Source organism: Nonomuraea sp. B1E8, from assembly GCF_039871515.1.
Lineage (GTDB): Bacteria > Actinomycetota > Actinomycetes > Streptosporangiales > Streptosporangiaceae > Nonomuraea.
Map to the genome: position 1 here is coordinate 1 of NZ_JBDPLS010000028.1, position 13076 is coordinate 13076.

General features: G+C 68.2%; 11 protein-coding genes. 1 reads left to right on the forward strand and 10 read right to left on the reverse strand.

Features of this window, described 5'->3' with window-relative positions; all coding sequences use genetic code 11:
- Window positions 1–265 precede the first annotated feature (265 nt).
- Window positions 266–1180, forward strand: a complete 915-nt coding sequence (locus tag ABGA98_RS44715; RefSeq protein ID WP_347624573.1) for a hypothetical protein — start codon at window positions 266–268, stop codon at window positions 1178–1180.
- A gap of 138 nt (window positions 1181–1318) precedes the next feature.
- Here ABGA98_RS44715 and ABGA98_RS44720 read toward each other — a convergent pair whose 3' ends face one another.
- The 10 genes from ABGA98_RS44720 to ABGA98_RS44765 all read right to left on the reverse strand — a co-directional run bounded on the left by ABGA98_RS44720 (window position 1319) and on the right by ABGA98_RS44765 (window position 13005).
- Window positions 1319–1930, reverse strand: a complete 612-nt coding sequence (locus ABGA98_RS44720; protein WP_347624574.1) for an NlpC/P60 family protein — start codon at window positions 1928–1930, stop codon at window positions 1319–1321.
- A complete protein-coding gene (locus tag ABGA98_RS44725; protein WP_347624575.1) occupies window positions 1930–2838 on the reverse strand; it encodes a replication-relaxation family protein in 909 nt (302 codons plus the stop codon). Before ABGA98_RS44725 ends, ABGA98_RS44720 begins: the two co-directional genes overlap by 1 nt.
- On the reverse strand, window positions 2835–5153 hold the full coding sequence (locus tag ABGA98_RS44730) for an ATP-binding protein (RefSeq protein ID WP_347624576.1): 2319 nt from the start codon (window positions 5151–5153) through the stop codon (window positions 2835–2837). The genes ABGA98_RS44725 and ABGA98_RS44730 overlap by 4 nt, the downstream gene beginning before the upstream one ends.
- Window positions 5154–5188: 35 nt before the next feature.
- Window positions 5189–6931, reverse strand: a complete 1743-nt coding sequence (locus tag ABGA98_RS44735) for a conjugal transfer protein TraC (protein WP_347624577.1) — start codon at window positions 6929–6931, stop codon at window positions 5189–5191.
- Entirely contained in the window at window positions 6931–7905 is a 975-nt protein-coding gene (locus ABGA98_RS44740) for a PrgI family mobile element protein (RefSeq protein WP_347624578.1), read from the reverse strand. The genes ABGA98_RS44735 and ABGA98_RS44740 overlap by 1 nt, the downstream gene beginning before the upstream one ends.
- Window positions 7889–9340: a hypothetical protein gene (locus ABGA98_RS44745; RefSeq protein WP_347624579.1), complete on the reverse strand. Its 1452-nt coding sequence runs from the start codon at window positions 9338–9340 to the stop codon at window positions 7889–7891. The genes ABGA98_RS44740 and ABGA98_RS44745 overlap by 17 nt, the downstream gene beginning before the upstream one ends.
- A 154-nt stretch (window positions 9341–9494) precedes the next feature.
- Complete coding sequence (locus ABGA98_RS44750; protein WP_246064429.1) at window positions 9495–9824, reverse strand: pilin; 330 nt, start codon at window positions 9822–9824, stop codon at window positions 9495–9497.
- A gap of 242 nt (window positions 9825–10066) precedes the next feature.
- Entirely contained in the window at window positions 10067–10846 is a 780-nt protein-coding gene (locus tag ABGA98_RS44755) for a hypothetical protein (protein WP_347624580.1), read from the reverse strand.
- 464 nt (window positions 10847–11310) lie between these two features.
- On the reverse strand, window positions 11311–11967 hold the full coding sequence (locus tag ABGA98_RS44760; RefSeq protein WP_347624581.1) for a hypothetical protein: 657 nt from the start codon (window positions 11965–11967) through the stop codon (window positions 11311–11313).
- Between the two features lie 441 nt (window positions 11968–12408).
- The gene (locus ABGA98_RS44765; protein WP_347624582.1) at window positions 12409–13005 is read right to left on the reverse strand and encodes a hypothetical protein; all 597 of its coding nucleotides are present in this window, start codon (window positions 13003–13005) and stop codon (window positions 12409–12411) included.
- Window positions 13006–13076: the final 71 nt, after the last annotated feature.

A 13076-nucleotide genomic window follows, 5' to 3' on the forward strand; every position in this document is an offset into this window, starting at 1 on the left:
TCACGGGCCAGAGCACGACCAGCGCGATGAGCAGCACGGCGGGCCCGACCCACGCGAGGGGCTCCAGGGCGCGCAACCTTCTCATGATCCAACCTTCCCGGGGGGGGGGGGGGGGCCCCCCCGCGGCTGGCCCCGCCCCCAACTATCTATCACTACCGAATCTCTTGACACCCTCGGCGAAGCGGCAGATTCTTCGAGCGACCTTCGTCGTGCGAAGGATCGCCACACGCATGGATCACGAACCGCAGAAAGCGCCGGTGACGCAATGGCCGTGAAGGTGAATCACGTCTGGTTCGGTGACAACCCCCTGGGCACGTTGGACAAGTTCAACGTCTACACGTGGAGGGCTCTGGGACACGAGGTGACGATTTACGCGCATCGCTGGAACGGCACCCCTCACGACGAGGCATCGTTGGGGCTGTCGGGCTCCGGCGTCAAGGTCGAAAACCTGAGGACGATCCTCGCCGAGGACGACAACAAGCGGACCGAGACGCTCCCCGAAACGCGGGCGCTCCTGAAGGGGTGGATCGAGGCGACGAACAAGGAGAAGCCGCTCGAGACCGATGTCATCTACAACCTGGTCGATCTCACGAAGTCCTACATCGGTGGAACGTGCCAAGGCATCGTCCTGGACTTGAAGGTGGGCCCGAGCCCGCACCTCGCTGCCTACGAGGATGTGTTCCAACGGAAGTTCGTCAGCTACAGCCGTGGCGGAAACACGGTGGCGCCGGAAAACCAGTGCATCGGCACGATGCAGGAGGCGGACACACTCCGTGGCAAGTACGCCGCCAGGTTCGAACTGAAAGTCACGGGCAACCTCGACGGCCAACGCGGGCTGCGTTCAACCCCTGCTGAGAGGCACTTCGGCCTGATCACCTCCTTCCACGGTCAAGGCTTCATCGCCGCAAAGCCCAACATCGACGTGGCCATTCAGGCGCCGGATGGTGGAGCCGTCGGCCAGTACGAGGTGAAGGAGATTCGACGGCCGGGTCACGGCCCCTTCCGCGTCTTCAAGGCGTCGGAAGACCAGACCAACAAGAGCAGCGCCGAGAAGACCACGCCGGAGGAGGTCTTGGAGCTGTGCCTGTACGTCTGGGACAACGAGTTGCAAGGCAAGAATGTCCCCAACGAAAAATTCCTCGACAACGTGAAGGAGGCCCTGAAAGCGCTGTCCGGCTGACGGCTCCCGCCGCCGCGAGCGTGTGTTCTGGCGTGGGCAGTCGGTCAAGCCCGCCGTGCTCAACGTACCCCCCAATGCTGGAGGGCGTGTACCTCGGCGATACCTGGCGCTGTAACCAGCCTGGCGCCGATCCTGGCACTAGCTGCCTGGACGTGCGTAGCCAATGATGTCCTGGCGGACGGTGTACCGGCTTATGCGGACGCGTAGGCCGGTACGGGGGGCTTCGATCATGCGGTCTGTGTCGAGGACCAGGCCGACGTGTCCAGGGTGGTTGGGGCCTCCGCCGGAGCCTTGGAAGAACACGAGGTCTCCTGGAGCTTGGTAGCCGGGTCCGATGTGGCGAAGGGCGTGCCACTGTTCAGCGGCGGTGCGCGGAAGGGCGACTCCGGCTTGGTGCCAGGCATAGCGGGTGAGGGCGGAGCAGTCGAAGCCGACCGTGTTCGCCCCTTGGTCGATCCCCCGGCTGGGGCCGTCGAGTCCGCCGCCTCCCCATGAGTAGGGGGTGCCGAGCCAGCGGGCAGCGGCTGCAAGGGCTGTTGCGCCGTGCCCTGTCCCGGTGATCCGGGGTGGCGCGCATGCGGGCCGTGTGAGCGCGGTGGCATCGGGTTCGGCGGTACGCAGCACCGCGATGGCACACAGGGCGTCAGGGGTCGGCACGCTGTTGTGCGGCAGCACGGTTGCGACGACGCCGACGATGATGATGGCGACCAGGACAAGCACGCCGGTCACTGTCGTGGCGATGACCGCCATCAAACGGGCTCGCTGTGGGGGTTGATGGTGCCCCACGCGTCCCGTAGGGCGATCAGCGGACGGCGGGGGCCCGTTGATCCGGCTGGTAGCCATACGGGTCCGGCGGGGCCGTCAGGGGCCGCTGCGGGGGTGTGCACGGCGGTGGCCGTTGGAACGTCGCTGCTGGTCAGGGGCTTACGAAGGTTGGCTTCGCGGGCAGCGCTGGGGAGCCAGAACAGGACCGGGGTGGTGATGCCGGTGGCTTCGGCGAGGGCGGTGTAGCCGTCGAGCTTGGCCAGGACACGGGACAGGGCCTCGGTGCCGGTGTCGTGCTCAAGGAAGAAGTCGATCGTGTCGGGCTGGCCGGCGGGGGAGGGTTCGGTCCAGCGGCCGAAGGCGTCGGGGCGGGCCAGATCGCCCCAGAGGGCGGCGCAGCGACGTTCTGGCCACCATTCGGTGACCGCTGCCCCGTCGGCCCGGTGGCGGGCGGTGGCGTGCAGCTGGGCGAAGAACTCGTTGACGCCGACCTGGTGGTTCAGGCGGGACGAGAGCGCGATGGCGCTGGCGGAATCGGGGCGATATCGGAGCTCGGCCGGGGCGATGCCACGTTGGGCCGCAAGGTGGTGAGCTCCGGCGGTGCCGAGGATCCAGTGCCACGGACGGCTCCCGGTGGGTGCCCAGGGGCGAATGCGGTCGAGGGCACGCAGCTCGTGGAGGGCCAGGAGCCGGTGGCGGGCGCGGTGGATGCTGGGGAAGAAGATCGCGGTGAGTTGGTCGGTGGTGAGGACGCGGTGTTCCCAGACGGCGTCGAGGATTTCGGCGTCTCGTGGGGTGAGGCGTTCGGCGAGGCCGGCGACGAGGTTCTGCGTGATGCGGGGGCGCTGGTGCCGGGAGGGAAGCAGACGGCGGGGTGCGTTCGGTCGGGTCATTTGGTGCTCTCCTCGTGGGCTCGGCGCGGGTCGGTCGAAAGACGGAGCTTGGGCCTGCTGGGCATGGAGGTTTCTGGACGGGAGAAGGCAGCGCGCGAGGCTGCTCGTACCGCTTCCTGACGGCCGGGGATGAGGTCGGGGAGAGGGCGGGTGCGGAAGGTGAAAGCCGGGGATTGGCCGCCTTTGCCGGTCATGACACGTCCGGCGGCTTGGTACGCGCCGAGGTGGGACAGGTCGTGCGCGCCGAGTACGGGGCCCACGTGGCGGGCGAGCTCGTGAGCGTCCTCCGGAGAGGCGGTGAAGTAGACCTTGTTGCGGGCGTCGGCGGAAACGGCTTCGCGCAGGTCTTTGGGGAGCTGGGAAAGGTGTTGGTGGGCGAGGGCGAGGGAGAAGCGGTAGGCACGCGCCTCGGCCAGGAGGTCGCTGACGGCGATGGGCATGTTGAGGAAGTTCTGGGCCTCGTCGATGTAGGCGGCGGCGTCCCGGCGCTCGTGCTCGGGGAGGCGTACACGAGGTGTGATGGCCTGCCAGGCGTGCGCGAGGAGGACGGAGCCGAAGAGGCGGGCGGCGTCTTCACCCAGCACACCTTTGGGAAGGCGGGCCAGGACCAGGCCGCCGGTGTCCAGGGTGCGAGCAAGGTCGAAGGTGGAGGTCCCGCCGGAGAGGGCGTCGCGGACGAACGGGCGGAGCAGGACGGCACGGAGCTTGTTCATGACAGGGCTGATCACGGCGGCGCGGGCGGCAGGGGACAGCTCGTCGTAGGCGGTCCAGAAGCCTTGCAGCAGCTCGTCCTGGAGCCGGCTGACGATCCGGGCACGGAAGGGGGTGTCTGTGAGGAGCTTGGGGATCTCCGCGAGGGTGGCGCGATGGCCCTGGGCGCGGACGAGGGTGAGGCAGGCCGAGCGCATGAGGTCGTCCAGGCGCGGGCCCCAGGACGAGGCGAAGCAGCGGTGGAAGATCGTGACGATCGAGTCGACGGCGAACGCCGGGTCGGGTCCGGCCAGGACGTTGAAGCAGGGTGGGCTGCCCGGCTCGGTCGGGTCGAACAGGACGGTCCTGCCGATGGCACGTTCCGGCAGGCGGTCGAGCACGTCGTCGATGAGGTCGCCCTTGGGATCGATGACGAGGGCACCTCGGCCGGCGTGGGCGTCGGACAGGATGAGGTTGGCCAGGAAGGTGGACTTGCCGACGCCGGTCTGGCCGAGGACGTGCAGGTGCTGGCGGGAGGAGGCCACGGTGACGCCCACAGGGCGCGGGTGGCCGGTCTCGGCGTCGCCCAGCACCCGGACGTCCGGCCCGTACGTGGGCACGTCGGGGGAGGGCGCGATGGGGCGGGCTCCGGCGCGGGAGATGCCAGGGGCGGCCTGGTCGTAGGGCAGGTGGGCGATCGCGGCGAGCTCGTTGACGGCCAGGAGATACCCGGTGTTCATGCGGCGGCTGGACATGCGGCCGGGCAGGTCGAGGCCGCGTAGACGGCGCAGATACTGATGGCCGGAGGCGAACAGCGCGAACGTGGCGGCGATCTCATGAGCTCGCCCGCGAAGGCGGCCCCGGGCGTCGGGGCGATCACTGGTGATGGCGTAGGAGATCTGGACGGCGAAGCGCGACTGGCCTGCCTTGGCGAGGATGGCGCGGATCTCCTCGGCTCGTTCGGGAAACATCCTGGCCAGCTCGCCCGGCCTGGCAAGGCTCATGTCGCCGGGTGTGATCAGGTCGAACAGCTCGGAACGGAGACTGCCGGACGTACCGTTGCGCAACGCTGAGGCGGCTCGGTGAGCGGCTGACAGCCGTCGCCCGGTCACCGAGCGGACCAGCACCTGGACGGCGGCATGCTCGCCTGGGCGCAACCCAGACAGCGCGCCGAGAAGCGCTCGCAGCGGGTCGCCGCTGTGCGTCGTCGTGAGCGGGTAGTGGTCCGGGCGGGCCAAGGTCATGCGCCCCCGGGACGTCCTGACCCCGCGCGGTGTGGGCGGTTCGGCCGGACGGGTGGTCACGGTCGCGCCGGGCCAGGCCGACCGGATCGCCTTCTCGACCAGCCCGGGCGGGACGAGGCCCGGTACCCAGAGCTGGACCCGGACGCTGGCGGAGTCGGCCACGTACTCCCAGGACAGGTGGAGCTGGCCGAATAGAGCTCGCTTCCAGCGCGGTGCGGTCAGCCCCATGACCTGGGACCACCAGGCCGCCGCGCTGCCGGGCTCGACCTGCGGCGGGACGGCGATCTCGACCAGCCGAGCGTTCCGCGCGAAGCGGGCGTTGCGCCACCGCCACAGGACGGCTCTGGCCGTGACCGCGAAGGCGACCACGCTTCCGATCACGGCTCCACCGAGGACCGGGTCACTAAGGGGCGGGATCACGGCTGGTCGGCCTCCCACTCGGCCGGGTCGGTGGTGGCGAGCGCATGCTCGGAGGCGCTGGCCACGGCAGAGAAGGCCGCGCGGTCCCCAACGCCGCCACAGACCAGGCCTTCGCCCTGGCCGGCCGAAAGCAGGAAAAGCCTTTCTCCTTCGGTGAGGTTGAAGGCGTCGGCGATCTCGTCGATGGCCTGCGGGGCCTGACGCAGAAGGATCTGGGTGCCGGCGTTCGCGACGACGGCCTTGCCGAGGTCGGAGCCGAGAAGGTCGCCGGCGTCCTGGGTGACGACGGCGAGGCCGGTCCAGTGCTTGCGGGCGGACTTGGCGAGCCGGTAGAGGAACCTCGCGCCCTCGTTCTCGCGCATGAGCGTCCACGCCTCGTCGACCACGACCAGGCGGCGGCGCCGGTCGGCGGGGTTGGACACGCGACGCCAGATCGCGTCGAGCGCCAGGAGCATGCCGACCGGACGGGTCTCCTCGGGCAGGTCCCGCAGGGAGAACACGATCAGGTGGCCGTCCGGGCGGGTTGTGGTCGGGCCGGAGAACAGACTGCGATACGAACCGGACACGTACGGGGCGAGCCGCGCGGCCAGCTGGGACGCCTCCGGCGCGTCCGTAGCCTCCAGCATCGTCGCCAGGTCGGCGAGCAGCGGCGCGGGACGTTTCCACGTACGTCGGTCGGAGGTGATGCCGTGGGCCGCATAGGTGGCGATCACGGCCTTGTCCAGTACGGCCTTCGTCGCAGCGTTGAGCGGTTCGCCGAGCATGGTCCCGACGAGGGTCTGAAGGAACATCGCGCGCCGGTCCAGCGCGTCGTCGCCTTCGGTGGCGTCGTGCAGGTCGAAGGGGTTGAAGCACACCCCGGGCGCGCCGAGGCCGAGGATGGTTCCCCCGACGGCCCCTGACAGGCGGCGGTACTCGTCCTCGGGGTCGACGACGCACACCTCGACCTGGTGGAACAGCAGCCGCAGCACCTCAAGCTTGGTGAAGTACGACTTGCCCGCCCCCGACCGAGCGATCGTCACGGAGTTGTAGTTGTCGTGCGCGAACCGGTCCCACAGCACGACTCCGGAGGAGTAGACGTTCAGTCCGTACAACACCGGCGTCTCAGCGAGCCGAGGCCGCAGATCCGGCGACGCGAACGGGAACGCCGCCGCGAGCGCCGAGGTATCGAAGGTCCGGCGCGTCTTCAACGCGTCGGCGCCGAACGGGAGCGTGGTCGTCCATCCCTGCATCGAGCGGAACGTCGTCGCGTGCGCGTCGAGCAGAAGCGAGGCCGCCAGCGCCTTGACGTGCTGGACCTCGGCCTCCAGCTCTTCGGAGTCCGCGGCGTGGACAGTGAGATAGAGGCCGACACGGAAGAGACGGCCGTGGCCGCGGGCGAGGGAGGCGGCCAGCTCCGCGGCGTCGTCAGCCGCCGCTTCGGTCGCGAAGTCCGGCGTACGGCCGCTCGTGGAGGCCGACTCCAGGCGGGCGAGCTGGCGGCGGAGCCGTTGAGCGGCGACCAGCGGAGGCACGGGCTCGATGTGCAGGGACACGTCGAGGTGTCCGGGATAGCCGGTCAGCGGTTCGAGCCAGCCCGCGCCCACCTCGCGCGGGTATCCAGCGATCGCGAACGACGCGCAGACTCCGTCGGGGAACTCGACCGAACGAGCATTGATCTTCAACGATGCGGGGCCGGGCAAGGCGGCGGCGGTCTTGGCGAGTTCCGCGGCGTGGTCGGAGAGTCGGGTGAACTTCATCAGGCGTCTTCTCCGCGAGAGATCGGCTCATCAGGGCGCGCGATCCCGACGGGTTCCGCGCGGCGCGGCGACAACGACCGCACCAGCAGCTCGCGAGCGTCGTCGGCGCCCATGACGGAGGCGTGGACGCCAAGCGCGAGCAGGGAGCGGACGGTCTCTTCTGCGCGACGAGCGACGATCGCCGCCGAGCTGTTCCGGTGAGCCGCTCGCCGATTCCCGCGCTTCCACGTTGGCGGCTGCTCGCTGTCCTGATGACGGACCACGACGAGGACGTCGCGGGTCAGCAGATCTCGGGTCGCGCTGAGTTCGGTGAGGAAGCCGGCGTGCTGGTGTGCCGCCTGCTCGAGTGCTGGATCGGCCAGGTGCTCGGCGGCATGGCTGATCCGGTCGGCGAGATCGGACAGGTCGACCGGGCGGGCCTGCAGGAGAATCTGTACGGGTGCGTCGAGGGAGTTCAGCCACCCGGCGAACACCCCCACCAGCGCCGCTTGCTCCTCGCCGGTCCGCAGTCCGAACGCCACGGTCCCGGCTCGGACGACCGCCGCGGTTCCGCCTTCGGCCAGCTCCATGACGCCGTCCTCACGGATCGCCCGGACCGGAAGCCGCAAGCGCCCGGGGAGCTGGCCTCGTACTCGGCACCAGGCCGGCGGCTCGGGCACTCCCTCCTCAGCCGTGACGAGCCTGCGATCCCGGCGCAGCCATGCGAGGGCATGAAGGGCGAGCCGGTCGAGACCGAGCCCGTCGCGTCTGCCGAGTGCCAGGGCGCATCCGCAGGCGATCATCGGTACGACGATCGCGGCGAGCACCGGGATGGGGAGCCGGTCGCCGGCTATGAGGTAGACCCACGTGGCCAGCAGTCCCGTTCCCGCCAGGATCGCGACCTGCCGGATGGTCAACTTCGCCAGGATCTTGTCCGGCATCTCCACGTCGGCCGGGATCGTGGCGACCAGCCGTTCGTTACTTGCGTGTCGCACGGCGTTCTGCCTTTCTGCGAGGACGAGGCACGTCGAGCCGCACCGTGACCTGCGACTGACCGCGTTGCGCGCGGCGTGCGGCGGACGCCTGTGGCAGGCGTGTGGCGTTCGGCTGCTGGTCGTTGCGGACGGGCGGTCGGCCACGACGGCCCGGTTGCGGGCGGGGATGGGTTACCGGGCCTGGCTGCTTTCTGACGGGGCTGTCCGGCGTGTCAGGGCGCGTTGGGTGGTCATGACGGGATGGGCGATTCGTACGTCCCACACGGGCGTTTCCGTTGCCGCCGCAGCCCGTGGTGGGCCGCCGGGACGGACGGGGGCGTCGCTGTACCCCGCCGCTCGGCCCGCCCGAGCTCGGATTCCGCCCACCAGGGCCACCACCGCCAGGACCCCCACCGTAGGGCGGACCGCCGCCAGGAGGACCGCCGCTGGGCGGACCATTGGGCCCGTTGCCGGTCGGCGGGTTCGGAGGCCCGGAACGCGGTACCGCGCGTGACGCACCGGCGCGCTTTCCGAGCAGGAAGTTCAGCCCGCGATAGATGATCAGGGACTGCACCAGGCGCGAGAGCGTCCTGGGCCGGTTGGCCTGCCAGATCGTCCTCGCGACCCAGCCTGGGATCTTGAACAGCACGAACAGCAGGCACACGGCCATGAGCAGGTCGGCCAGGTCCGCCGTGGTGGGGACCCAGAACGCGGCGGCGTCCTCGGCCGGGTTGTCGGAGAAGATGAGCTTCAGCGCCGTGACGAGCACGAGCGACTGGCATATCTGGATCGTCAGCAGCCCGATGAACGACCGCCACCACAACCGGGCCAGCCCGTCCGTCATCGGCAGCGCGTGAAAGATCAACGCCAGAGGTGCTGCCGCGATCACGACCATGGTGAGCGCGATCCGTACGAGGTAGGTGAACACGACCCCGACCGCCAGGACGACCGCGACCAGCGCCACCAGCGCGAAGAACACGCCGTGAGTGGCGATCCCCGCCAGGATCGTCGTCTTGGTGGCGTTGAACACCGACTCCGGATCGATCCGGTCGGCACCGTCGGCCAGGAACGCGTGGCTCAGCCCGTTGACCAGAGTGATCGCGTACCCGATCGCGACCAGGCTCAGGTTCGCGGCGAGAAACGCCCACACCAGCCGGGGCAGCAGTTCGCGCGCCGAGCTCTCACCCGGGAGCGCCTGCCCGACCATGAGCATCACTCCCGCGGCTGTCACCAGCAGTACGAAGCAGGTGTTCGCGATGGTTCTAGAGATCTCCCACAACTGCTTGGCTCGGGCCATCGCCGGGGAGTCCAGCTCTGGCGTCGCCAGCACGGTCGACCCGAGCATCTCGAACACCGGCTTGGAGGCCGTCTCCACGAGGTGCGTGAACCACTCGTTGACCGCCTGGCGGGCCTCGCAGGCCACGCTGATGAACCCGCAGTCCTGTGCTGGCGCCACGGCCGAAGTCGAGGGCGTCGCGGTTGGGGTGGGCGTCGGTGTCGCTGTCGGAGAGGCGGCGAGCGCGCGTCCGCTGATCAGCGCCAGGGCGAGCGCGGCACCGACCATCAGGAGGACGAGCAGCCCGGCCGCTCTTCGGCGAGTACCGGCCACGTCAGGCCCCCACGATCCGCTGCAGGATCTCCACCAGAACGGGCGCGAGCACCGCCACCCCGTAGCCGAGCGCTCCGTACCGCAGTGTCTTCTTGGCGGCCTCGACTTCTCCGGGGTCTCCGCCGGCCAGGATGTAGCGGACTCCGCCGATGGTGAAGAACAGCGTGGCCAGCCCGACGAGCAGCCCGACCACCACGTTGCGCAGGTTGGTGATGACCTGGTCGAGCGAGGCGGAGGCCAGCGCGGTCATCGCCTCGGCGATCCCCGGCACGGTCAGGGCCGCGATGGTGCAGCCGCCGGTCCACACCAGCGACGCGACACCACGCCGCACCCAGCTCACCTTCGCCGGAACCCGGATGACGAACAACGGACAAGGCCGAGACGGCTTCATGACATGGCCCCCAAGGACGAGATTTTGACCTGGCGGCCAGCCGTGATCACAGGCCCGGAACGGTCCGGGATGGGTGTCCTCCTTCGAAGGACGAGGGACGATGGACTCGATGGGAACGGGCAACCGCCCCCCGAAACTCCGCCCCGAGCCGTGATCACGGCTGACATAGATGAACCACCGATTCAGCAGGCGAGATTGGAGGCCGGCCCGTCACCGCTGACCGAGACTTGACCCTCCTCGATCGCCCGCGCCAGCCGCACCTCCGCCGTCCGCCGGCGCTTGTACAGCCGATCCGCCGGCACGCCCAGGCGCTGCGCGTACGCCCGCAGCGCCTGCCCCTCCAAGCGCGTTGCGTTGATCAGCTTTGCTTCGTCCGGGGTGATGACATGGCATCGGACGGCCTCGGCGAGCACCATGAACGGCTCGCTGTCCAGGGCCACGGGCTCCGGCAGGTCGGTGCAGACCTCGATGGAGGCCAGTTCCTGCGCCCGAACTTGAAGTGCGCCCTTCTTCGCCCACAGCAGCAGCCGAGGTAGGATGTTCGGCCGGTCGAGATCGATCCGGCGGAGCTGGGCGACGAAATACGTCACCATCTCCGAGACGATGTCCTCTGCCACGTGTGCCGAGCAGCTCTGCGTGCACCGCGTGGCCAGGTTCTTCAGTCCCGGCATAGCCACCCCCACGCACCCGATCACCCAGGCGGGGCCGTCGCACCGCGAGCGCCGCACGAGATGCGCCCAGACAGTGTCCTTCAGATCGTCGTCCGCCTTCGGCGAGAGCACCAGCGCCTTGACCTCACCAAGATCGATCGGACGCTGGGGCGCCCCACGCCCGATGGAGCGGCCATCTATCGAGAGCGGGTTCGGACCGATGATCAAGAGTTGAAAAGCCCTGTCCGCTGCGTTCAGAGCATTCCGGTGGAAGGTCTTCGATGCTGTGCTGTCTTGTAGATCGATGGCCATGGTGTCCCCCGTAGGTCGCGTCGGATCGGTCGATCCAGGTCTCGACCACCAGGTGGGAAGAACGGCGAGTACCAAGGGCGGCAGCGGGGACACCATCAACCGCCGCGGAGGCTCCCATTGGGCCTTTGACCAGGGGCAATGAGCAGGCCCCGAACTCATGCTCAAGTACTCGACAAGCTGGCCAGACCGTACCTGGCCTGCTGCTGTACGTCTCATTGCGTAGGCTGGCAAAGCCCTCGCCAAGCAGCCGCGCGCGGTGCGACGTGATCCAGACGGGGTTGCGTCCAACCGGCAGGCGTACTACCTGTGCAGCCCGCCCAGTACGCCATCCTTAACGAGCGCGCCCATCCCAAGGTCGTTCGCCTTCGGGAGGCGGGGACTTGGATGAGGTCGATGGCTGGCTGGGGACCGCGTTCGGGCCGGACAGGCTGGGGCACACGATTGCGGCGATTGACTGACCGACGTTACGAACTGGAGGGTTGATTCCGGACGAAGTAGCGTCGGTGAATGGTGGTGTTGAACCAGTTGACGTCCAGCCGGTGCTCCGCCAACGTGAACGCGAGTTCCAGGAAGGCCCCCTGCCGTTCGTCATAAGGATGCGGCGGGAACAGCGGCAGGTCCCCCAGGCGGTCGTCGAGACCGTGAGGATCCTCACCTCCGGCGAATCGAAGGCCGCCGCTGTCGACCACGGTCAGGACCCGACCGTCGGCCGCCCGCCGGAGGCTGAGCCGCGTGTTCAGGTTGGCGAACAGGTTGAGGACCTCGACCCCATCGGCTGAAATCTGCTCGATCTTCACCTTGCCATGCCAGCCCAGAGGTTCCATCACGACGACGCGGTCACCCGCGCGTCCGCATACGATCACGTGCGGCGCGTTGTGGCCAGGGTATGACGGCAGCTCGCCTCTCGCCTCGGCAATGGTGCACTCACGGACGTCGTCCAGGGTCGCGCCGAACCGCCGCGCGACCTCGTCCGGATCGGCGAGTTCGACCCAGGTGAGGCAGCAGTACTCGGCCAGACCTTCCCCTGCGAACAGGCGGTAGTTCTCGCCGAATCGCCCGCCGCCCGAAATCCCTGGCCGCATGTGCTTCCTTCCCAGCTGCAGATCGTCCTGTTCGCCCACCACCGGGGCCGTAGGCGAACAGGACGTTACCAGCGTCTATTGCGCGGGTGGACTGCCCGACTTTATTCGGACCCAGAACGGGTCATTGTCCAGGATCCTGCAGTACGCCATGAAGTGCGACATGAGGCCACCGGCCGCTCTGTTCTCCGTCTCGTTCACGTAGACAACGGAGTAATCCCACTTGAGGGACGCGGTCCCTTCCAGTGTGGCGTTGAAAGGGAACTCGTCACAATGCGTCTTGGCCGCGGTCTTGGTGGCCTGCACGGCCGGAGTGGCGCACGTAAGGTCTTTCAGCGTGACGTTGTCCTCCCAGAGGGAGTCGATCCTTCATATAGCGATGCAGCGCCTGACCTTGCGGCAGCGGCCATCCCTACGCTGACATCGCGGCCATCGTAAAACTCGATCGAAGCGAACTTATGCCCTTTGATCCGGGAGACGGGCCTAGTCGAAGTTGGGAGATGGGAGGGGCAGAGCCGAGTATGGGGTATGCAGCAACTCTGGTTCCAGCCGTATGCCGCTCTCCAGTTCGGTCACAGCAAGGCATGCTGCGACGAAGTTCACTGTCGCCTCTGCTTCTTCGCTGTCATAGGCGCGTGCGAGTAATTCAGCGTAAGGGCGCAAGGGGCCGAGGAGTTCTGTCCAAGGGGTGAAGGGAAGATTGATCGGCTCGGGATACTCGAGCTTGCCTTGTCCTCCCCCATAGTCGGCGTACATGCTTGCGTTGCCGTTGATGTCGAATGCCACGTACCAGTGCCGGAAACCGTCGCCGCCCAGTTGATCGGTTACCTGCTTGCGTTCCGGCCTGGGGTAGACCCCGTCCAGTGTGACGACGCCGACGCCAACCTGGTAGAGGCGGATGCTGTGGCCGCTGTGCGGTACGGTTCCAGGACCCTCTATCTCTATGGGGTCGAACCCCATGCGACGCACAGCCTCTTCGATGGTGAGTTCGCCTGAGTTGGGCAGCGTGACCGTGTATGCCATGTCCTCGCCGAGATAATCCAGAATGTCCGAGTAACGGGCGACGGCCTCATCCAACACGTCGATCGACCTTTCTCTGACAGGAGAGTCCCTCAGGACCCAAGCGTACCTATGGTTCCTGAGGGACCTCT

Coding starts and splice junctions, on each gene's coding strand:
- ABGA98_RS44735 (WP_347624577.1), bottom strand. CDS start 6,931: ATGAAGTTCACCCGACTCTCCGACCACGCCGCGGAACTCGCCAAGACC.
- ABGA98_RS44725 (WP_347624575.1), bottom strand. CDS start 2,838: ATGACCCGACCGAACGCACCCCGCCGTCTGCTTCCCTCCCGGCACCAG.
- ABGA98_RS44715 (WP_347624573.1), top strand. CDS start 266: ATGGCCGTGAAGGTGAATCACGTCTGGTTCGGTGACAACCCCCTGGGC.
- ABGA98_RS44720 (WP_347624574.1), bottom strand. CDS start 1,930: ATGGCGGTCATCGCCACGACAGTGACCGGCGTGCTTGTCCTGGTCGCC.
- ABGA98_RS44755 (WP_347624580.1), bottom strand. CDS start 10,846: ATGGCCATCGATCTACAAGACAGCACAGCATCGAAGACCTTCCACCGG.